Consider the following 20,244-nt stretch of genomic DNA (forward strand, 5'->3'; position numbering starts at 1 on the left):
CGCGGTCCCGACATTCGCCCGGGCAACAGCGGTCAATGGGGTCTCGGCGCACGCTGGCGCGTATTCGGCGACACCGAAATCGGCGCGTACTACCTGCACTACAACGACATGAATCCGAGTGTCGTGACGACTTACTTCCCCACGCTGCAGTACCAGCAGAAGTACTTCGACAACATCAAACTCACCGGCCTGAGTTTCTCAACCGACCTGAACGGCGTGAACGTGGCCGGCGAAACGTCCTATCGGCAAGGCGCCGCCGTGCTGGTGAACACCCCTGCCGGTGCGCAATCGACACGTGGCGACGTCTGGCAGTCGAATCTCTCCGCGATCTATTCGATCGGACCGACGTTCCTCGCCGCGTCGCAAACCCTGGTCGGTGAAGTCTCGTATGTGCACGCCGGCAACATCACGCCGCTGCTCGGCTCGTCGACGATCGCCAACACGCGCAATTCCGCCGCCTTCGAAGTGGCATGGACGCTCAGCTACAAGAACGTCTTCAACGGCTGGGACGTCGACGTGCCGATCACCTACGCCGACGATTTCACGGGTAAGTCGGCGCTTGCCGGCGCGCTCGGTTCGATGACCGGCGTGGGCGACCACCGCGTCACCGTCGGCGTGAACTTCACGCGTCTGAGCAACCTGAAACTCGCCCTCGTCTACGCGAAATTCCTCGGCCGGCCGGACCCGACCAATCGTCCGCTCGCCGATCGCGACTACGTGCTCGCCACCGCGACTTACTCGTTCTGATGCTGCGTGCCGAACTCTTTGAGCGCTTTGTGTTTCAGGCGCTTTGCAACATGCATCGCCCTTTGAATCAGCCGTCTTTTTACTGCAAGAGGATTTGGTCATGAGTCGAATTTTCAATCCCGTATTGCGTGTCTGCGTGTTCGCGGCAGCTGCCGCGTTCGCCGCCGCACCAGGCGCCCCATCGTTCGCCAAAACCAGCCCGGAAGATCTCGCCAAACTCGAAGGCCCGCTCACGCCAATGGGCGCCGAGCGCGCGGGCAACGCCGACGGCACGATCCCCGCATGGAGCGGCAAATGGTTCGGCACACCGCCGGGCGTCGACTACAAGCCGGGCCAGCGCTTCCCCGATCCGTATGCGAACGAGAAACCGCTTTTCGTGATCACCGCGCAGAATATGCAGCAATACGAAGCGCGTCTCACCGACGGCGAGAAGGCCCTGCTCAAGAAGTATCCGGACAGCTTCAAGATTCCCGTCTATCCGAGCCACCGCGATTTCGGCTATGGCGACGCTGTGTACAAGGACATCCGCCTGTACGCGCCGAACACCACGATGACGAAAGACCAGAACGGCCTGAAGGATTTCCCGCCGATCACACCGTTCCCGGTGCCGAAGAACGGTGTCGAGGCAATGTGGAATCTACGCTTCGCATCCGGGATCGAAGGCGAAACCGCGACCTACGACCAGGCCGTGGTCTACCCGGACGGCAATATCGCGTGGGGCAAGGTGCAATACGCGATTTACGGGCCGCGCAGCGCAGACCATTTCGATCCGAAGAACGCACTGAACGCAAAGAGCTTCTTCCGTCAGACCACCATGCTGCCGCTCTCCGATCGAGGTACGATTATCACCGGCTATGAGATGTGGGATCAGGAAGGCTCCGACACCCGCCGCACCTGGTCGTATAACCCGGGCACGCGCCGCGTGCGCCAGGCGCCCGAGTTCGGCTTCGATCAGCCCGAAGGACCGGGTGGCTTTCGCACCGTCGACGATGATCGCCTCTTCAACGGTTCAGGCGAACGTTACGACTGGAAGATCATCGGCAAACGCGAAGTGTATGTGCCGTACAACAACTACAAGCTGATGGACCCATCGATCAAATACACCGATCTGCTGACCAAGGGCCATGAGAACACGCAGTACATGCGCTTCGAACTGCATCGCGTGTGGGTGTTGCAGGCCACGCTCAAGTCCGGCTATCGCCACCAATACGCGAAACGGGTGCTGTATCTCGACGAAGACACGTGGGACGCAGTCGCCGCCGATAACTACGACGCCCGCGGCACGTTGTGGCGCACCAACCTCGCCCCGACGCTGTATGCGTACGACGCCAAGTCGGTCTACTCGACCGCCGTGTTCTATCACGACCTGATCTCGGGCGCCTATTACGCGGACCGTCTGGCGAATCAGGAGCCGATGCCGGTGCTCACACGTGGCCCGCAAATGACCGAAGCGTTTTTCTCACCTGATGCGATTCGCGGCGCAGGTAATTGATTCTGTTGCGCCTCTGTTAGAGCCGAAACCGGGGACGAGTTCAGGCTCTGCCCCGGCGCTTTTCCCTTTCTATTTTCGCTCGCCATGACCTCGACACTTCACGCCACACTCGGCGACGAGCTTTATCACGCATGGCGCGAATGCGCGCCGATTGCACCGTTCTCGGCGCGCGCCGGCGGTTTGTCGCTCGCCGACGCTTACCGCGTGCAGCAGCGCTTCGTCGCACGCCGCATCGAAGCGGGTGAAACCATCGTCGGCAAGAAGATCGGCGTGACGAGCCAGGCTGTGCAGGACATGCTCGACGTACGCCAACCCGATTTCGGTGTATTGCTTTCCGGCATGCACTACGTCGCCGGCGAGGACATCCCGATCGCGAAGCTGATCGCGCCACGCGCGGAAGGCGAAATTGCGTTCTATCTGAAGCACGATTTGCGCGGCCCGGGCATCACCCGAGACGCCGTGCTTGCCGCGACCGAAGCGGTCGGCGCGTGCTTCGAGATCGTCGATTCGCGCATCCGCGATTGGGCGATCCGCATTGGCGACACGGTGGCCGACAACGCGTCCTGCGGCGTCTACGTGCTTGGCGATGAACGCGTCGCACCCCACGCGCTCAATCTCGCCGCTTGCCGCATGACGCTCGACAAGAACGGCACGCGCGTAGCGGAAGGGCTCGGCGCTGCCGCGCTGGGTCACCCGGCCGATGCAGTCGCATGGCTCGCGAACACGCTGGGCGAACTCGGCGTGCCGTTGCTCGCCGGAGAAGTCGTGTTGTCGGGTTCGCTGGCGGCATTGATTCCCGTCACTTGCGGCGACCAGTTGCACATGCGGATTGAAGGCATCGGCAGTTGTTCCGTGCGCTTCATCTGACCGTTTGACTGTCTTTTCCTTGAGGATGCATTGAATGAGCAAGATCAAATGCGCGTTGATCGGGCCCGGCAATATCGGCACCGATCTGCTGTACAAACTGCGCCGAAGCGCGGTGCTCGAACCCGTATGGATGGTCGGCGTCGACCCGGACTCCGACGGCCTCGCGCGCGCCCGCGAAATGGGACTGAAGACGACCGCTGACGGCATTGACGGCTTGCTGCCGCATCTGGCCGCCGACGATATCCGCATCGCCTTCGACGCCACCTCCGCGTACGTGCACCGCGAGCATTCCGACAAACTGACCGCACGCGGCGTGCGCGTGATCGACCTGACGCCCGCCGCGATTGGCCCGTTCTGCGTGCCGCCCGTCAACCTTGCTGCGCAGATCGACCAGCAGGCCATGAACGTCAACATGGTCACGTGCGGCGGCCAGGCCACCATCCCAATGGTGTACGCGGTGTCGCGCGTTCAGCGCGTGGTATACGGCGAAATCGTCGCGACCGTGTCGTCACGCTCGGTGGGTCCCGGCACGCGCAAGAACATCGACGAATTCACGCGCACCACGTCACGCGCGATCGAACAGATCGGCGAGGCTGCGGTAGGTAAGGCAATCATCGTGATCAATCCGGCCGAGCCGCCGTTGATCATGCGCGACACGATCCATTGCCTGACCGAAACCGATCCGGACATCGAAGCGATTACGGCCTCGGTTCACGCCATGATCGACGAAGTGCGCCAATACGTGCCTGGGTATACGTTGAAAAACGGTCCGGTGTTCGATGGCCGCCGCGTGTCCGTGTTCATGGAAGTCGAAGGCCTCGGCGACTATCTGCCGAAATACGCCGGCAATCTCGACATCATGACCGCAGCCGCCGCGCGCACCGCCGAGCTGTTTGCCCAACAGATGCTTGCCGCATCGCCCGCCACCGCGTGAGGAGCCGACTATGTCTTTAGCAGGAACCCGTATTACCGTGCACGACATGACGTTGCGTGACGGCATGCATCCCAAGCGTCATCAGATTTCACTCGACCAGATGTGTTCGATTGCGCGCGGACTCGACGCTGCCGGCGTGCCCTTGATCGAAGTGACCCACGGCGACGGCCTGGGCGGTGCGTCGGTCAATTATGGCTTTCCGGCGCATACCGACGAAGCCTATCTGAGCGCCGTGATTGCCGAAGTGAAGCAGGCCAAGGTCTCTGCCCTGTTGCTGCCGGGCATCGGCACGGTCGAGCATTTGCGCATGGCGCACGAGCTCGGCGTGCATACGATTCGCGTGGCCACGCACTGCACCGAAGCCGATGTGTCCGAGCAGCACATTGGTCTCGCGCGCAAGCTGGACATGGATACGGTTGGCTTTCTGATGATGGCGCACATGTCGCCGCCGGAGCAACTGGTCAGCCAGGCGAAGCTGATGGAATCGTATGGTGCGAATTGCATCTATATCACCGACTCGGCCGGTTATATGCTGCCCGACGATGTGACCGCGCGCATTGGTCTCGTTCGCGCTGCGTTGAAGCCAGAAACGGAGCTGGGTTTTCACGGGCATCACAATCTTGCAATGGGCGTCGCCAATTCGATTGCGGCTATTGCTGCTGGGGCCAATCGTATTGATGCCGCTGCTGCGGGGCTTGGTGCCGGTGCGGGAAATACCCCGATGGAAGTTTTTATCGCCGTGTGCGAACGGATGGGAATTGAGACTGGTGTTGATGTCTTCGGGATTTCGGACGTTGCCGAGGACCTTGTGTTGCCGATTATGGATGCACCGATCCGGATTGATCGCGATGCGTTGACGCTTGGGTATGTTGGTGTTTATTCGTCGTTTTTGCTGTTTGCCAAGCGAGCTGAGGCGAAGTATCGGGTTCCGGCGCGGGATATTCTTGTCGAGATGGGGAGGCAGCGGCTTGTCGGTGGGCAGGAGGACATGATTGAGGATACGGCGTTGACGCTTGCTCGGGAGAGGGGGGGTTTGGTGTAAATAGGGTTTTTTGCCTGCGCGGCGCTTGTTGTCTGTTTGCCTATGGCGTTGGCTTTTCCTTGATCTGGTATTTTTGGCCTTTCCTTGAATTCTTATTGGTTTATTGGCGTTCGCCCCTGTGCGGGGCAGGCACTTACTTCTCTTTGCCGCCGCAAAGAGAAGTAAGCAAGAGAAAGCGGCTCAAACCGCTAGTTCTTAAGCGGGTCCCCTGGCTTGGAGGGGACAGTGGTACATCTGGAATCTGTGTTCCCGCACATTCCGCCCTGGTGACAAGGCAGTCATGCTTCCCGCCCCGCACTACGTGCTCGCCGGAAGGGCTCATCAGAAACCAGGGGCTTCGTTTGGGCATGGTTGGGGGTCATCGGCTTCGCCTCGGCGATGACTGAATTGCATGAGACCAAGGGCTTCATTTGCGGGCGGTGGAAGCCACTGGCCTCGCCTCGGCGCGCCGCAGTGTCCGGTCACCTGCCCATGAGATGCGCAAGTACGTGGTGGTGCGAACTAGAGCTTCGAGTGAAGCGTCGATGCCTTGTAGCGCGTGGCGAGACGGTGAACCATTGCGCCGGATGGGTGGCTGACGCGAAAACAAGCAGACGGGCCCAGGAAGTACGCTTCGGCGCGCGCAGCGCCGCCGGAAGTATGACGCCCTTGTCACTCACGTCGAATGTGCGAAAACACAGATTCCAGATGCACCACTACCGCAACTGTGCGGGGGACCCGCTTAAGAATTAGCGGTGTGAGCCGCTTTCTTTTGCCTACTTTTCTTTGCGGCAGGCAAAGAAAAGTAGGTGCCAGCCCCGCACAGGGGCGACGCTAATAAACCAATAACAAAACAAGGAAAGGCCAACGCCATAGGCAACCAGACAAAGCGCCTCACAGGCAAAATTCCCTTAACCAAAAACATCAAAACACAACCATGAAACACATCCCATACAAACCCGCAGCACTAGCTGCCCTACTATCATCAATAGCCATAACAGCAACACCCCAACCCACCGCCGAAGGCAAACAAACCGACACCTACATCCAGATGGAAAAAATCCAGAACACCCGCGACCTGGCGGGCCTAACAACCCGGGATGGCCGGCAAATCCAGCCCGGCCGCCTGTACCGAAGTGGCAACCCAGCCTTCGCCACACCAGCCGACATCACAAAACTCAAGGCAATGCACCTGGACGTCGTGCTGGACTTCCGCGCGGCAAGCGAAAAGAAACCTGCCGAACAGGCCTTCGCCACCCAATTCCCCTGGCAAGCCGATCCGGTGCTAGCCGGAAACCTCTCGCCCGAAGCGATCATCCCATTACTCAAGCGCTCCACGCCGGCGCAGATGCATCAATTCATGATCTCGCTTTACAGGCAATTTCCCCGCGACTACCAGCCGCAATTCGGCCGCTTTCTGAAACTGGCAGAAGACGACAAGACCATCCTCTATCACTGCACCGCAGGTAAGGACCGCACAGGGTTCGCCACAGTCCTGCTGCTGTCCGCGCTAGGCGTCGATCGTGCAACCGTGATTGCCAACTACCTGGAATCGAACCGCTATAACGCGACAGGTAACGCGCAAGCAACCGCGCAGTTGCAAAAGATTGGCGTCGCGCCCGACGTGCTGGCCCCGCTGCTAGCCGTCGATCCCGACTACATCGGCGCGGCAATGGAAGTCATCGATCAGCAATACGGCGGCATGCAGCACTACCTCGTCGACGTCCTCCATGTGAATACCGAGAAGATTCGCCAGAACTATCTCGAGGCAGCACCGTCCGTCGCAACGAATCCCTGAGCCCATAAAAGGCCGCCGCACTTCTGGTCTCCCTCGCACAGCGCGGCGCGCGCCACGGCACGATTCGCCTTACCTGAAGAACAAAACCCCACGCTCCGAAAAACGTGGGGTTGCCCGGCAGGCTGAGGGTGGTCCATGCACCGCCCCTGCTTCGTTTCGTTACCCTTCGAACACGTGCCGCAGCGGTGGCGGCGCCCCGCCCTCGCGCATCTTGATCTCCACAACCTTTCTCGCCGTACTCGAAGGCCGCACATCCGCCATGTCGACGTAAAACTGCGAGTACCAGTCGCGCATCTGATACAGCGGTCCGTCGCCTTCGCACAGGAGCGGATTGTCGATCCGCGTCTTCGTGTCCCAGATCGCCACGTCCTCATAAAACGCGGCCTGCGCCTGCGTCGAATACGCGCGCGCAATCTCCATGTTCTGTTCGTCCGATAAGCCCGGCACCTTCTTCACCATCACGCCGTAACGCAGCTCGAAACTGTTCATGTCCGTCGGCACATGGCAGTTCAACAGAATCGAATGAATCGGATGGCCGCCGCTCTGCCCCGTCATTTCGGTGATGTGATACGCCGGGCCGAAGTAAGTGGACAGCGCGATCAACTCGTCGTCGCCAAGGCGTTCGCTGCGGCCAACCAGCAGTTGCGTGGCCTTGTGTCCTTCGAACAGATTCGCGAAGTAATCGATCGGCGCGCCGTGCACGGTCCCAAAGTGCGCCATGTCCGAGATGTTGTCGACCAGCTCGCGGCAGTTGGTGCCGATCAACATTCTGTCGACGACCCAATCCGACCATTCGTCGGAAAAACACGCGTCGATACGGGGAATGGTCACTTCTTCGGACGGCGGATTGCCCTCGGGATCGTGCCAGATGAACAGCAATTGATTCTGCTCGCAAGTCTGCCACGTGCCAATTTTGGCTTTCGGCGGGACCCGCTTGCAGTATGGGATCGACTGGCAATTGCCCTCACCGTCCCATTGCCAGCCGTGAAACGGACACACCAGCGTATCGCCATCCACGCGACCGGCGCTCAGATCGCCGCCCATATGCGGGCAAAAGCCATCCACTACGTTCACGCGCCCCTGCGAATCCATGAACGCTGCAAGGCGCTGGCCGAACATGTTCAGCGTGTGCGGCTTGCCGTCCTTGTATTCGCTAGCGAGACCGAGGCAATGCCAGCCGCGGGCGTAACGCTGCACCAGCGGCTGCGATTCAATTTTGTACGGACGTGCGGACATCTCTTATCTCCTCCAATGGAAAAGGCGGCGCTTCGGACTAGCCGCCGTCATCAGTGTTCTTTCGAAGCGCGCAGACCTTCGCGCTCACGCCTGACGATAGACGTGGCGCGCACCGCCTTCATCGTCCCGACGGACTAGGGACTTCAGCTACCCGTTAGCGCCCCGGATTGCCATGCTCGAGCGCAGCCGGTTCGACTTCGTCGGGAGCCGCTGCAGTGCCGCGCACAGCTGCATTTGGCCGGCTCGTCAAAGCCACGCTCCGCCCAACAACAGCTTCACCCGCACGCCGCTCCGCCCGCTCGACGCCGAGCCATGCCGCCATCGCGGGCAACAGAAACACTGCGCCGAACAGATTGACGAGGAACATGAAGGCGAGCAGTACACCCATATCCACCTGGAACTTGAGCGCGGAGAATGCCCACGTCCCCACGCCGATGAACATCGTCACCGCGGTAAACAAGGCCGCGGTGCCGCGTTGACGCATCGCCGCCGCGAACGCATCGGGCAAGGTCGCGCCCCCGCGCACCTCATGCTGCAGCCGTTCGTATAGGTAGATGCCGTAATCGACCCCTACCCCCACGCCCAGCGTAATCACCGGCAAGGTGGCAACCTTCAGGCCGATGCCGAGCCACGCCATCACCGCGTTGCACAAAATCGACACCACCGTCAGCGGCACGACGATGCACAACACCGCGCGCCACGAACGGAAGGTCACGAAGCACAGCAACGCGATCGCGCCGAAAATCGACAGCAGCATCGCGACCTCGGCGTCGCCGACCGCTTCGTTGGTCGCCGCCATCACCCCGACATTGCCGCCTGCGAGCCGGAACGCAATATTCGGCGTGTGATCTTCCGCCGCCAGTCGTTTGATTTCGTCGACGATGTGCGCGATCGTCTTGCCCTCGTGATCGGTGGTGTAGATCAACACCTGAATCGCCTGACAGTTCTCGGTGTTCATGCCATTGTCCGGATCGAACGCGCTCGCGCCCTGCGTGAGACCATCGCTCGAACGCGGCAGCGCGCCCCAACGCGGATTGCCTTCGTTGAAGGCAGCAATCGATATCTTTGCCAGCGATGGCACACTCACCACCGACTGCACGCCCGCCACCCCGCGCATTTCCATCTCGAAGCGTTCGACCGCGCTCATTACCGGGTAATGCAGGCAGGCATCGTCGAAGCCGGTTGTTTCGACGATCACCGCGAGCGCATCGACGCCGATGTTGTACTGGCTCGTGATTCGCGCGTTATCGAGGTTGTAACGCGACGTGCTGCGCAACTCGGGCGCGCCCGTGCCGATGTCGCCAATCTGCAGATTGCGCGACTCTTTCGCGCCGAACGCGAGCAACAGCAGCGCGACCACGAACACGCCGAGCGCCGGCACGGGCCGCGCGAACATCGCGAAGCGTGTCCACAAGCGGCTGCCGCCTTGCGCCGCACGGCTTTGCGCACGCGCGAGCGTCCCTGCTTCCAACCGCGTGTACGACAGCAGAATCGGCAAAAACACCTTGTTGGTGACGATCATCAGCAGCACGCTGAGGCACGCCGTGACACCCAGCTCACGCACGATTTCGATCTGGATGCGCATGATTACCATGAAGCCGAGCGCATTCGTCAGCAAGGCAACCGTGCCCGGCACGAACAGCTTGCGAAACGCATCGCGTGCCGCATCGGTCGAGGACATGCCGGCGACCAGCGCCTGCTTCCACGCATTCGTCATCTGCACGGCATGCGAGACACCGATCGAGAAGATCAGGAACGGAACGAGGATCGACATCGGATCGATACCGAGGCCTAGCACCGGCAACGCGCCGAGCAACCAGACCACCGGCAGCAAGGCGACAAACAGCGCGAGCACCGTGGTCTTGGCCGAGCGCGTGTACGCAAACAGCAACGCAGCGGTGATTAGAAACGCGAGCGCGAAAAAGCCGATCACGCCGCTGATCCCCGCCTCCACATCCCCCACCAGTTTTGCAAAGCCGATGATGTCGACCTCGACATCCTGATTCGAATAGCGCGCGCGGATCTGTTCAAGTTGCCGCGCCACCGCGCTGTAATCCAGATGCTTGCCGGTGACGGGGTCCGTCTCGCGCAACTCCGCGCGGATCAGCGCGGAATGCAGGTCGTTGCCGACCAGCCTGCCGATCTGGCCGGAACGCGCCACGTTGCGGCGCACTTTCGCGAGGTCGTCGGGATTCGCGCTGCTGAACTGGCCGGGCACCACGACATCGCCGCGAAAGCCTGCTTCGGTGACCTCCGTATAGCGCACGTTCGGTGTGAACAGCGAGAAAACGCGCGAGCGGTTCACGCCGGGAATGAAGAACACGTCATCGGTCGCGTGACGCAGGTCGTCCATGAACGCCTGGTTGTAGATGTCGCCGTGCCCCTTCCAGCGCAAACTCACGAGAATCGTATTCGCGCCCGGAAAGGCACTCGCATAGCGGTTGAACACCTGCATATACGGGTGCTGCATCGGGATCATCTTGTTGAACCCGGGATCGAGCCGCAGGCGCGTTGCGGAACAACCCAGCGCGACGGTCACCGCGAGACACAGCGTCAACAGGATGCGCCGGTGCCGCATAATGGCGTCGGCACAACGCTCGACAAAACGTGAAAGGCGGGACGAAGAAGGACGGGACGATGCGTTCATGATGCGTCTCACGGCAAGACAACGGGAAGCGCGGCGGCCGTGGCGAAACAGTGGCCGGCGAGCGCGCTATGAAAGTTCGGTGAACGAAGCCGCGAGTTCAGGAAGGTGACGCGCCAGGCGGCACAAGCGGTGACCCGAGCGGTGACGCAAGCGGCGACCGAACTTCGGGCGACACAGGCAGCAGCGCCACGCCCGCTTCTCCGCCCAGTGCAAGCTCGCCATGCCCGGCGTCGACCACGGCCGCGAGGCTCTGCACGCCACCCACCTTGCGTACCGCGAAGCTCTGTCCGTTATCGCGCGAGGTGACGATCGCGCCGCCCTGGCCGACCAGCACCAGTTCGCCGTCGGCGAGTTGCACCGCGCCGAAGTACGAGGTGCCGACGCGGCTATCGATATGTGTCCACGTGTCGCCCTGATCGGTGCTGCGCAGCACGTTGCCACGCATGCCGTACGCGAGCCAGTCGCCATCAGCGAGCTTCAGCACGCCGAATAGCGAGCCCTGATAGGGCACGGGCCGCTTCTCCCAGCTCGCGCCGTTGTCGGTTGAGCGCAGCAGCGTGCCGGTTTCGCCGGCGATCATCAAACGTCCGCTGGCATCGCCGGTAATCGCATTCAGATGACGATCGTCGGCGGGTGTTTTCTGTTGGGCCCAGGTGGCGCCAGCGTCGTGCGAGACGAACAACTGGCCGAAGCTGCCACTGGCGAATACCAACCCATCGGCGTTGCCCCACACGGACAGCAGCGGGTCCGAATGCTTGCGATCGAAGCGCACTTCGCTCCAATGCGCGCCGCCATCGACGGTGCGCACGATCCAGCCGTCATGCCCAACCGCAATGCCGATACGCGGCGAGATGAAGAACACTTGCGTAAGCGCCGACGCTTCGTCGGACGTCACAGCGGCTCGCCGCCAGGACGCGCCCGCATCGTCGCTCAGGAGGATCACGCCGCGCTCGCCCACCGCGACGAGGCGCGTACCTGCTCTGGCGAGTCCATTGATCTGCAGGCGATCAGCCTGAATGGTCGTGGCCGCGAAAGCCGGCACCGGACGAGGCGAAAACGCAAACAGCGCCGCGCCCAGCACCGCCGCCGAAAGCAGCAAACCAGGTATTGTCGATTTCATTTTTGTCTCCTGTCGATCGGAGTTCGCGCTTTAGCTGTCGATCGGAGTTCGCGCTTTAGCGCGCTACTCCGATCCCATGCAAAGCTCGCTACTTCGATCCCATGCAAAGCTCGCTACTCCGACCCCATGCAAAGCGCTTACTCTGGTCCCATGCAAAACTCCGACTGCGGTCTACGCCGCTGTTTCGAAGAGTGCCGCGGCGCCCATCCCGCCGCCGACGCACATCGTCACGACGACATAGCGCACGCCGCGCCGCCGAGCTTCGAGCAGCCCGTGCATCGTCATGCGGGTGCCGGACATGCCGAACGGATGACCGACCGAGATCGCGCCGCCGTTCACGTTCAGACGATCGGCCGGAATATGCAGTTGATCGCGGCAGTAAATGACCTGACACGCGAACGCCTCGTTCATCTCCCACAGGCCGATGTCGTTCACCGTCAACCGATGACGTGCCAGCAGTTTCGGTACCGCGAGCGCCGGACCGATGCCCATCTCGTCGGCATCACAGCCCGCCACCGCCATGCCGCGGTAAATACCGAGCGGCGTCAAACCGCGCTGCTTCGCCTCTGCTGCGCTCATCACGACCACCGCTGCCGCACCATCGGACAGTTGCGACGCGTTGCCGGCCGTGATGAACGCGCCCTGCGCGACCGCTTCGCCGCCGCTCCAGACCGGCTTCAGTGCCGCCAGACTGGCCGCGCTGGTATCGGCACGATTGCATTCGTCGCGCGTGGCACGCACGCTTTCGCTGCCAACCGGCTTACCTTCCTTGTCGAACAGCGCGCGCTGTGCCTCGAACGGCACGATCTCTTCGTCGAAGCGGCCCGCTGCCTGCGCCGCCGCAGTGCGCTGCTGGCTCGTCAGCGCGTATTCGTCCTGCGCCTCTCGCGAGATGCCGTAACGGCGCGAGACGATTTCCGCCGTTTCGATCATCGCCATGTATGCGGCCGGCTGATGCGCGAGCACCGCATCCGAGCGCGCCCGGTACGCATTCTTGTGCTTGTTCTGCGTCAGCGTGATCGACTCGACGCCACCCGCCACCACGATCCGCGCGTCGCCACACAGGATGTGTTGTGCGGCCGTCGCGATCGTCATCAGGCCCGACGAACACATCCGGTCCATCGCCATGCCTGGCACCGAAGCCGGCAAACCCGCTGCAGCTGCCGAGAGCCGGCCGATGTTGTAGCCCTGGGTGCCCTGTTGCGCGGCGCAGCCCATCAGCACGTCGTCGATATCGGCGGGGTCGAGTTGCGCGCGCTCGACAGCGGCGCGCACCACGTGGCCGCCGAGCGCGGGCGCTTCGGTGTCGTTGAACACGCCGCGATACGCTTTGCCGATCGGTGTGCGTGCAACCGAGACGATGACCGCTTCGTTCATGAATATTCCTCTACGGGTTCTACTGCTTTCTTCGGGTTTCTACAGGTAGTAGCGGCTGATGGTGTCGGCCACGCAACCGGGTTTAGTCTCACCGTCGATTTCCACGGTCACGCGAATCCAGGCCTGCACGCCGCCTTCGATCGCTTCGGCGCGCAGCAGCTGGCCGACGCCGCGAATGCGCGCACCGGCTCGCACTGGTGCGGGAAAGCGGATCTTGTCGCAGCCGTAGTTGACGCCGAGCCGCGCGCCGTCGATACGTACGATCTGCGGCAAAAAGAAATTGACGAGCGAGAGCGTCAGGAAGCCATGTGCGATGCATCCGCCGAACGGCCCGTGTTGCGCACGTTCAACATCGACATGAACCCATTGATGATCGAGCGTGGCATCCGCGAACAACGCGATGCGCGCCTGCTCGACCTCCATCCACGTGCTTTCACCGAGCCGTTCGCCGACCGCTGCAACCAGCTCGTCCGGATGAGCGAACACGCGAACCAGCGGCGGGTCGCAGCACACTTCAGCCCGTACTTTGGTCATAACGCGGTCCATCACGCGTGCTGACTACTGACCGACAGCACTTCACCGGTCATATACGACGCGTAGTCGCTTGCCAGAAAGACCATCACGTTCGCCACCTCCCACACTTCGGCGGCGCGTCCGAATGCTTCACGCGACGCCAGTTGATCGAGCAGATCGGCCGAAGCTGACTTCTTCAGAAAATCGTGCAGTGCAATACTCGGTGCCACCGCGTTGATGCGCACACCGTACGGCGCCGCTTCGAGCGCGGCACAGCGCGTAAGCGCCATCACGCCGGCCTTCGCCGCCGCGTAATGTGCCTGTTCCGCCTGCGCCCGCCAGCCGAGCACCGACGCGTTGTTCACGATCACGCCACGGCCTCGCTGCTGCATATGCGGCAACATCGCGCGCGTCATGCGGAAGGTGCCAGTGAGGCTAATGTCGATCACCCGCGACCATTCGGCATCGTCCATTTCGACGATGCGACGCGCGCCGCCGAGGCCCGCGTTGTTGATCAGCACGTCGACGCCTTGCATCTTGTCCTCAGCGTCCGCGACCAGCGCGCGTACATCCTCTTCCACCGAGACGTTGCACAAACGCCCGTAGATCGCCTGCAAACCCGTTTCGGCGCGCAAGGTTTCGACTGCCTGCGCGAGGCGCTTCTCGTGGATGTCAGAGATGAAGAGCGCCTGGCAGCCCTCTTCCGCGCAACGTTTGGCGGCGGCAAAACCGATGCCGACACCGGCGGCCGCCGTAATCAGCACGGATTTACCCGCCAGCAGTTGATGGCCCGGCACATAGGCAGGCGCGGTCCGCACCGTCTGGGATTCGTTCATAGCGTTCCTCGGGGTTCTCTCGGCATGCCGAGCCCGCGCTCGGCCATGATGTTCAATTGGATTTCGTTGGTGCCGGCGTAGATCGTGTCGGCGCGCGAGAAAAGAAACACGCCCTGCAGGCGGATACGTTTCGCGTCGGTGCTATCGATCAGATTGGCGTTGAGGCCAAGCACATCCATCGCCAGTTGGCCGAGCTCGCGATGCCAGTTCGACCAGTAGTATTTGTAGATCAGTGCCTCGCGGCCCAACGTGTTGGCGCTTTCATCGGCACCGGCGCCGGCCAGCATGCGCAGCGCGTTGTAACGCATCACGCGCAAGCCGGCCCACGCCCGCGCGATCCGCTGGCGAATCAGCGGGTCATTTGCCACGCCCGTTTCATGCGCCGCGTCGACCACCCATTCGAGTTCACGGATGAACTGCATCTGCTGGCCGAGCGTGGACATGCCGCGCTCGAAGCCGAGCAGCGTCATCGCGATGCGCCAACCGTCGCCAGGGGCACCGACCAGATCTTCAGCGGCAGCGAGCGCGCCGTCGAAGAACACTTCATTGAATTCGGCGCCGCCGTTCAATTGTTTGATCGGGCGAATCTCGATGCCGGGTTGATCGAGCGGCATCAACAGGAAAGACAATCCTCGATTGCCGCGCGACTCCGGATCGGTGCGCGCGATCACAAAGATCCAGTCGGAATCGTGCGCGAGCGACGTCCAGACTTTCTGGCCATGCACGCGCCAATTGCCGTTTTCGTCGCGGACCGCGCGCGCGCGGACGTTCGCGAGATCTGAACCCGCACCCGGCTCCGAATAGCCTTGGCACCAGAACTGCGTACCGTTCAGGATGCCTGGCAGAAAACGCTTGCGTTGATCTTCAGTACCGCATGCGATCAAGGTCGGCCCGAGCAAACCTTCGCCGATATGACCCATGCGTCCTGGACCACCGGCGCGTGCGTATTCCTCGTGAAAAACCACCTGTTCTGCGACGGACATCGCCCGGCCGCCATGTTCGGCGGACCAGCCCAGACCGGTCCAGCCGCCGCTTGCCAGTTCACGTTCCCATTTCTTGCGCAGCGCCGGGTACGCTTCTTCGTCGCCAGGACCACCACGGTATTGCAGGCAGGCGAACTCGCCGCTCAGGTGCGTGCTCATCCAGTCGGCGACTTCCACGCGCAAGTGTTGCTGTTGCGTTTCGCTGTTCATCAGAGCACTCCCGCGAGGACGGCTTGCGCGTGATCGGCATGATTGAGCGGCAAAGGCCGCACTGCGCTCAAAGCTTCCCCGCGGTCGATCACCTGCTCCGCGATGAACGACAGCATCTGCGCGGTCGTGCCGAATTGCGCGCTGCAAGCTTGTGCGCGCTTGAAATACAGTTGAGGGTCGTATTCCCAGGTGAAGCCAACGCCGCCGTGCAATTGGATCGCTTCCTGAGCGCAGAAGCGGAACGCATCGTTGGCGGTGGCTTTTGCTGTGGCGATATCGGCAAGCACATCCGGTGGTAACGAACCGCCTGCCTGATAGCGCATTGGGTCCGGCACCAGAGTTCGCGCTTGATCCCAAGCCTGCGCCGCGCCGAGCACGGCCGAACGAGTCGCCTCGATTTCAACCATCATCTGCGCGCAACGATGTTTGATCGCCTGAAACGACGCGATCGCACGGCCGAATTGCACGCGCTCTGTCGTATAGGCAAGCGTGAGGTCGAGGCATTGCTGCGCACCACCGAGCTGTTCGGCGGCCAGTGCCAGCGTTGCAAACCACGCCGTGACTGAAAGCGCGCGTTGCGCTTCGCGACCATACGCCAGCAGCGCGTTACGCGGCACGTCGACCGCATTCAACTCGATATGCGCCAACGGACGCGTCATATCCAATGTCACGAGCGCCGTGCGAGTGAGGCCGCCAAGATCAGCGCAGTTCAATTCGAACAGCGCGATGGTTTGCGCTTCGTTCGCGATCAAAGCGGGCACCAGCAACAGATCGGCGCTCGCACCATCGAAAACCTGTGCCAAAGTGCCCGACAGACGGTAGCCGTCAGCCGTCTCTTCCGCATACACCGAAACCGCCGGTGTATGAGAGCCAGTCACTGCGTACGCCGAAGCTGTGCGCCCATCGAAATCAGCCCCTGCTTGCAACGCAAGCGTCGCGCTCACCTCGCCGCTCGCGATCCGCGAAAGCCATCCACGCGCCGCCGCTGATTCGCACTGCGCCAACGCCATCGCCGCCAGGCACACCGTACTGAAGTAAGGCACACAGGCAAGGCGTCGCCCCATCTGCTCCATCAGCAACACCAGTTCCATCGCGCCCAGGCCCGCGCCGCCCACCGCTTCCGGCACAATCAGCGCGCACCAGCCGAGCTCGCCTGCGAGCGTGTGCCACAGATCATCGTCGCGGCCCGCGCGGTGTTCGATCGCCTGCCGCACAGCCGCCGATGCGCTGCGCTCGGCCAGCACCTCGGCCGCCGAATCGCGGATCATGGTTTGTTCTTCGGAGAGAGCGAGGTTCATCGCATCAGCTTCCGTAGACTTGCTGCGCCGGCCTACGTTGCGCGACCAGCGCCGCTACCGCGCCGCCAACGTCAGCAACATGCCAGCGCGCGCCATTGTCGATGCGCGGTCCTGTGTGCCAGCCTTCCGCGACCGCGATCATGCCGCCCGCCGCTTCGAACACCTGCCCGTTGACCTCGCGCGATTGCGCGCTACCGAGCCAGACAACCAGCGGCGCGACGTTGGCCGGATCGAAGTAATCGAAGCCGTCGGCGGGCTTTTGCATCATCTCGGCGAACACGCCTTCGGTCATCGACGTACGCGCCGCCGGAGCCAACGCGTTCACTCGTACCCCGTAACGTTGCAACTCCGCGGCCTGCATCAACGTGAGCGCGGCGATTGCCGCCTTGGCCGCACCATAGTTCGCCTGGCCGATCGACCCTTGCAGACCGGCCCCCGAACTCGTATTGACAATGCGCGCATCCACCTCGCGCCCGGCCTTCGACGCATCGCGCCACTCGCGCGCCAGCAGTTGCGCAAGACAGAAATGCCCACGCAGATGCACCCGCATCACGTCATCCCAATCGGCTTCGGTCATGCTGGTGAACATCCGGTCACGACAGATGCCCGCATTGTTCACCAGCACATGAATCTCGCCGAACGCCTCGTGCGTGGCGTCGATGATGCGTTGCGCCGTGTCGATGCGCGTAATGTCGTCGGCATTGGCCAATGCCCGGCCACCGGCTCGCACGATCTCGTCGCAGACAGCTTGCGCGGCCTCCTGACGAATATCGTTGACCACCACCGCCGCCCCCTCTGCGGCAAACGCCAGCGCATATTCGCGGCCCAACCCTCCACCCGCGCCGGTGATGATCACGGTGCGGTCGTTGCAGATTCCCATGCTTGATCCTCGTAGACAGTGATGCGCTCAGTGACGCATTTAAAGGCGCTCGATGATCGTGACGTTGGCAAGACCACCGCCCTCGCACATCGTTTGCAAGCCGTAGCGACCTTGCGTGCGTTCGAGCTCGTGCAGCAGGCTCGTCATCAACCGCGCGCCGGTTGCGCCGAGCGGATGACCCAGCGCGATCGCGCCGCCGTTTGGATTGGTCTTCTCGTGTGGATAGCGCATCTCGGCAAGCCACGCGAGCGCCACCGAGGCAAACGCTTCGTTCAGCTCCACCACATCGATGTCGTCCAGCGCGAGGCCCGCTTTGCGCAATGCGTGACGTGTCGCGGGAATCGGTGCGGTGAGCATCCACAGCGGATCGTCGCCGAGCACGCTCAGGTGATGGATGCGAGCGCGCGGCGTGAGGCCGTAACGCTTGAGCGCATCTTCGGAGACGATCAGGATCGCCGCTGCCGCATCGCAGGTCTGGCTCGAGACAGCCGCCGTTAGCGCGCCGCCTGGCATCAGCGGCTGAAGCGAAGCCATCTTGGCGAGCGTGGTGTCCTTGCGCGGCGTCTCGTCGTGAACGACACCGACCAACGGCACGATTTCGCGCTTGAAGTGGCCACCTTCGATTGCCGCCAGCGCGCGCCGGTGACTCTCCAGTGCGTACCGCTCCATCGTTTCACGCGACAGGTTCCAGTGGTCCGCGATTCGTTGCGCCGCATGGAACTGCGAGACCGGTGCGTCGCCGAAACGCGCGCGCCAGCCGATGCTGCCCGAGAACGGATCGGTGAAACCGAACGGCTCGGCCGCCGTCATCGCCGACGAAATCGGAATCTGCGTCATGGTCTGCACGCCGCCCGCGATCACCACATCCTGCGTGCCGCTCATCACCGCCTGCGCGGCGAAATGCACGGCCTGCTGTGACGAACCGCATTGGCGGTCCACGGTTACGCCGGGCACCGTCAACGGCAAGCCCGCGGCGAGCCAGCAGGTGCGTGCGATATTGCCCGCCAGCGGGCCGATCGTATCGACGCAGCCAAACACCACGTCGTCGTACTCATCGGCGGGAATGCCGTTACGGGCGACCAGTTCCTTCAGCACGAAGCCGCCGAGATCCGCGGCATGCACCTGCGCGAGTCCGCCCTTGCGGCGGCCGGTCGGCGTGCGCAACGCATCGACGATATAAGCCTGTTTCATCACGATTCCAGTTCGAAAGTGCGGGCCGGTCCGATCGGAGTGCATGACTCGATCAGCGCGTCGGCCACGCGGGCCTTGTGAAACGTCGTGTCACCCCAACTGCCGGAGAGCGCCCAGATGCGTTTCATGAATATCTGCAAGTCGAGCTCCCACGTGTAGCCAATTGCGCCGTGCACCTGCATCGCATGGCGCGCGGCGAGTTGCGCAGCGGCGGTAGCGGCGAGCTTCGCGTGGGAGACGTAGAGTGCACGCTGCGGGTCGTTGTCGGCGATCGCGCAGGCGGCCCGATACACCACCGGCCGCGCGAACTCATAGCGGATCGCGACGTCAGCGAGCAGATGCTTGAGCGCCTGATAGGAACCGATTGGCTTGCCGAACTGCTTGCGTTGCGCGCTGTAGTCGATTGCGACATCGAGCACGCGTTGCGTGAGGCCGAGCAGTTGCGCGGCAACGGCGAATGCACCTTGATCGAGTGCGCGCGCCAGCAACGGGTGCGCTTCGGCTGCCGTTGCTACGCGTGTGCTCGCGCTTGCCTGCCAGTCGAGTTCGAATAGCCGACGCGAAGGGTCGATGCTCTCCACCGCACTCAACCTGCAAGCGCCGGGTGTGAGCCAATGCAACTCGCCGCCCCGCTCGCATAGCAAAACCTGTGCGACGTGCGCATCGCTGACATACGGATTCACCGGATGCGCAATCGCCACGCGCGCCGTACCCGCCGCGATATCGCGCAACAGCGCATCGCGTTGCGCACTCGCGGGCAAACCTTCCAGCATCCCGACGGCCACGAGCGCCGTATCGAGCAACGGCTCGGGTCCCGCGAAATAGCCATAGGTCTGCGCGAGCAGCGCCCACTCCACAACGCCCAGCCCCATCCCGTCGTGACTCTCCGGCACCGACACGGCCGTCAGCCCTTGCGAGGCAAACATGTCCCACATGCGTTCCGAGCGGCCCGTGGGCGTGTTCCACAACTCGCGGATCAGCTCCGGCGTCATCTCCGTCATCAGAAAGCGCTTGACGCTGCTCGCCAACGCTTCCTGATCTTCGTTGAATACGAAATCCATAGTTCCTCGCTCAATCCTTTAAGCGTCTGAATG

Annotated in this window: 17 protein-coding genes; 6 read left to right on the plus strand and 11 right to left on the minus strand. The window is 62.4% G+C overall.

The annotated features are described in order from the left end of the window. From VFE81_RS15020 to VFE81_RS15045, 6 genes are all read left to right on the plus strand, one after another. Nucleotides 1-747: DUF1302 family protein (locus VFE81_RS15020; protein WP_325045349.1), on the plus strand; the 747-nt coding region annotated here is incomplete at its 5' end. A 100-nt stretch (nt 748-847) separates the two neighbouring features. Continuing rightward, nucleotides 848-2,239, plus strand: a complete 1,392-nt coding sequence (locus VFE81_RS15025) for a DUF1329 domain-containing protein (RefSeq protein ID WP_325045350.1) — start codon at nt 848-850, stop codon at nt 2,237-2,239. 84 nt (nt 2,240-2,323) lie between these two features. Continuing rightward, nucleotides 2,324-3,106, plus strand: a complete 783-nt coding sequence (gene dmpE / locus VFE81_RS15030) for a 2-oxopent-4-enoate hydratase (protein WP_325045351.1) — start codon at nt 2,324-2,326, stop codon at nt 3,104-3,106. A 34-nt stretch (nt 3,107-3,140) separates the two neighbouring features. After that, entirely contained in the window at nt 3,141-4,040 is a 900-nt protein-coding gene (locus VFE81_RS15035) for an acetaldehyde dehydrogenase (acetylating) (RefSeq protein WP_325045352.1), read from the plus strand. A 10-nt stretch (nt 4,041-4,050) separates the two neighbouring features. Continuing rightward, the gene (gene dmpG, locus VFE81_RS15040) at nt 4,051-5,082 is read left to right on the plus strand and encodes a 4-hydroxy-2-oxovalerate aldolase (RefSeq protein WP_325045353.1); all 1,032 of its coding nucleotides are present in this window, start codon (nt 4,051-4,053) and stop codon (nt 5,080-5,082) included. Between the two features lie 916 nt (nt 5,083-5,998). Continuing rightward, nucleotides 5,999-6,859, plus strand: a complete 861-nt coding sequence (locus VFE81_RS15045; protein WP_325045354.1) for a tyrosine-protein phosphatase — start codon at nt 5,999-6,001, stop codon at nt 6,857-6,859. Between the two features lie 159 nt (nt 6,860-7,018). Here the strand turns inward: VFE81_RS15045 and VFE81_RS15050 are convergent, their stop codons facing one another. From VFE81_RS15050 to VFE81_RS15100, 11 genes are all read right to left on the minus strand, one after another. Then, nucleotides 7,019-8,095, minus strand: a complete 1,077-nt coding sequence (locus VFE81_RS15050) for a Rieske 2Fe-2S domain-containing protein (protein ID WP_325045355.1) — start codon at nt 8,093-8,095, stop codon at nt 7,019-7,021. A gap of 154 nt (nt 8,096-8,249) precedes the next feature. Beyond that, nucleotides 8,250-10,742, minus strand: a complete 2,493-nt coding sequence (locus tag VFE81_RS15055) for an efflux RND transporter permease subunit (RefSeq protein ID WP_325045356.1) — start codon at nt 10,740-10,742, stop codon at nt 8,250-8,252. Nucleotides 10,743-10,839: 97 nt separating this feature from the next. Continuing rightward, nucleotides 10,840-11,862 carry a YCF48-related protein gene (locus tag VFE81_RS15060; RefSeq protein ID WP_325045357.1) on the minus strand — a complete coding sequence of 341 codons (1,023 nt, stop codon included), beginning with the start codon at nt 11,860-11,862 and terminating at the stop codon, nt 10,840-10,842. A 171-nt stretch (nt 11,863-12,033) separates the two neighbouring features. Then, the gene (locus VFE81_RS15065; protein ID WP_325045358.1) at nt 12,034-13,239 is read right to left on the minus strand and encodes an acetyl-CoA C-acyltransferase; all 1,206 of its coding nucleotides are present in this window, start codon (nt 13,237-13,239) and stop codon (nt 12,034-12,036) included. 39 nt (nt 13,240-13,278) lie between these two features. Continuing rightward, the gene (locus VFE81_RS15070) at nt 13,279-13,773 is read right to left on the minus strand and encodes a MaoC family dehydratase (protein WP_325045359.1); all 495 of its coding nucleotides are present in this window, start codon (nt 13,771-13,773) and stop codon (nt 13,279-13,281) included. An 11-nt stretch (nt 13,774-13,784) separates the two neighbouring features. Continuing rightward, nucleotides 13,785-14,588 carry an SDR family oxidoreductase gene (locus tag VFE81_RS15075; protein ID WP_325045360.1) on the minus strand — a complete coding sequence of 268 codons (804 nt, stop codon included), beginning with the start codon at nt 14,586-14,588 and terminating at the stop codon, nt 13,785-13,787. Further along, nucleotides 14,585-15,781 carry an acyl-CoA dehydrogenase family protein gene (locus VFE81_RS15080; RefSeq protein ID WP_325045361.1) on the minus strand — a complete coding sequence of 399 codons (1,197 nt, stop codon included), beginning with the start codon at nt 15,779-15,781 and terminating at the stop codon, nt 14,585-14,587. Before VFE81_RS15080 ends, VFE81_RS15075 begins: the two co-directional genes overlap by 4 nt. Further along, nucleotides 15,781-17,079, minus strand: a complete 1,299-nt coding sequence (locus VFE81_RS15085; RefSeq protein WP_325045362.1) for an acyl-CoA dehydrogenase family protein — start codon at nt 17,077-17,079, stop codon at nt 15,781-15,783. The genes VFE81_RS15080 and VFE81_RS15085 overlap by 1 nt, the downstream gene beginning before the upstream one ends. A 4-nt stretch (nt 17,080-17,083) precedes the next feature. Beyond that, nucleotides 17,084-17,959 carry an SDR family oxidoreductase gene (locus VFE81_RS15090; RefSeq protein ID WP_325045363.1) on the minus strand — a complete coding sequence of 292 codons (876 nt, stop codon included), beginning with the start codon at nt 17,957-17,959 and terminating at the stop codon, nt 17,084-17,086. 39 nt (nt 17,960-17,998) lie between these two features. Beyond that, nucleotides 17,999-19,150: an acetyl-CoA C-acetyltransferase gene (locus VFE81_RS15095; RefSeq protein ID WP_325045364.1), complete on the minus strand. Its 1,152-nt coding sequence runs from the start codon at nt 19,148-19,150 to the stop codon at nt 17,999-18,001. Continuing rightward, nucleotides 19,150-20,211 (minus strand): acyl-CoA dehydrogenase family protein, encoded by a 1,062-nt coding sequence (locus VFE81_RS15100; protein WP_325045365.1) that lies wholly within the window; start codon nt 20,209-20,211, stop codon nt 19,150-19,152. The genes VFE81_RS15095 and VFE81_RS15100 overlap by 1 nt, the downstream gene beginning before the upstream one ends. Nucleotides 20,212-20,244 lie beyond the last annotated feature (33 nt).

The organism is Paraburkholderia sp. (genome assembly GCF_035656215.1).
In the GTDB taxonomy this organism is placed as follows: domain Bacteria; phylum Pseudomonadota; class Gammaproteobacteria; order Burkholderiales; family Burkholderiaceae; genus Paraburkholderia.

What these genes read in the sequence shown, in the direction of transcription:
- VFE81_RS15095 (WP_325045364.1), bottom strand. Translation starts at nt 19,150, where the DNA reads ATGAAACAGGCTTATATCGTCGATGCGTTGCGCACGCCGACCGGCCGC.
- VFE81_RS15085 (WP_325045362.1), bottom strand. Translation starts at nt 17,079, where the DNA reads ATGAACCTCGCTCTCTCCGAAGAACAAACCATGATCCGCGATTCGGCG.
- VFE81_RS15090 (WP_325045363.1), bottom strand. Translation starts at nt 17,959, where the DNA reads ATGGGAATCTGCAACGACCGCACCGTGATCATCACCGGCGCGGGTGGA.
- VFE81_RS15070 (WP_325045359.1), bottom strand. Translation starts at nt 13,773, where the DNA reads ATGACCAAAGTACGGGCTGAAGTGTGCTGCGACCCGCCGCTGGTTCGC.
- dmpE (WP_325045351.1), top strand. Translation starts at nt 2,324, where the DNA reads ATGACCTCGACACTTCACGCCACACTCGGCGACGAGCTTTATCACGCA.
- dmpG (WP_325045353.1), top strand. Translation starts at nt 4,051, where the DNA reads ATGTCTTTAGCAGGAACCCGTATTACCGTGCACGACATGACGTTGCGT.
- VFE81_RS15055 (WP_325045356.1), bottom strand. Translation starts at nt 10,742, where the DNA reads ATGAACGCATCGTCCCGTCCTTCTTCGTCCCGCCTTTCACGTTTTGTC.
- VFE81_RS15060 (WP_325045357.1), bottom strand. Translation starts at nt 11,862, where the DNA reads ATGAAATCGACAATACCTGGTTTGCTGCTTTCGGCGGCGGTGCTGGGC.
- VFE81_RS15050 (WP_325045355.1), bottom strand. Translation starts at nt 8,095, where the DNA reads ATGTCCGCACGTCCGTACAAAATTGAATCGCAGCCGCTGGTGCAGCGT.
- VFE81_RS15025 (WP_325045350.1), top strand. Translation starts at nt 848, where the DNA reads ATGAGTCGAATTTTCAATCCCGTATTGCGTGTCTGCGTGTTCGCGGCA.
- VFE81_RS15100 (WP_325045365.1), bottom strand. Translation starts at nt 20,211, where the DNA reads ATGGATTTCGTATTCAACGAAGATCAGGAAGCGTTGGCGAGCAGCGTC.
- VFE81_RS15075 (WP_325045360.1), bottom strand. Translation starts at nt 14,588, where the DNA reads ATGAACGAATCCCAGACGGTGCGGACCGCGCCTGCCTATGTGCCGGGC.
- VFE81_RS15035 (WP_325045352.1), top strand. Translation starts at nt 3,141, where the DNA reads ATGAGCAAGATCAAATGCGCGTTGATCGGGCCCGGCAATATCGGCACC.
- VFE81_RS15065 (WP_325045358.1), bottom strand. Translation starts at nt 13,239, where the DNA reads ATGAACGAAGCGGTCATCGTCTCGGTTGCACGCACACCGATCGGCAAA.
- VFE81_RS15045 (WP_325045354.1), top strand. Translation starts at nt 5,999, where the DNA reads ATGAAACACATCCCATACAAACCCGCAGCACTAGCTGCCCTACTATCA.
- VFE81_RS15080 (WP_325045361.1), bottom strand. Translation starts at nt 15,781, where the DNA reads ATGAACAGCGAAACGCAACAGCAACACTTGCGCGTGGAAGTCGCCGAC.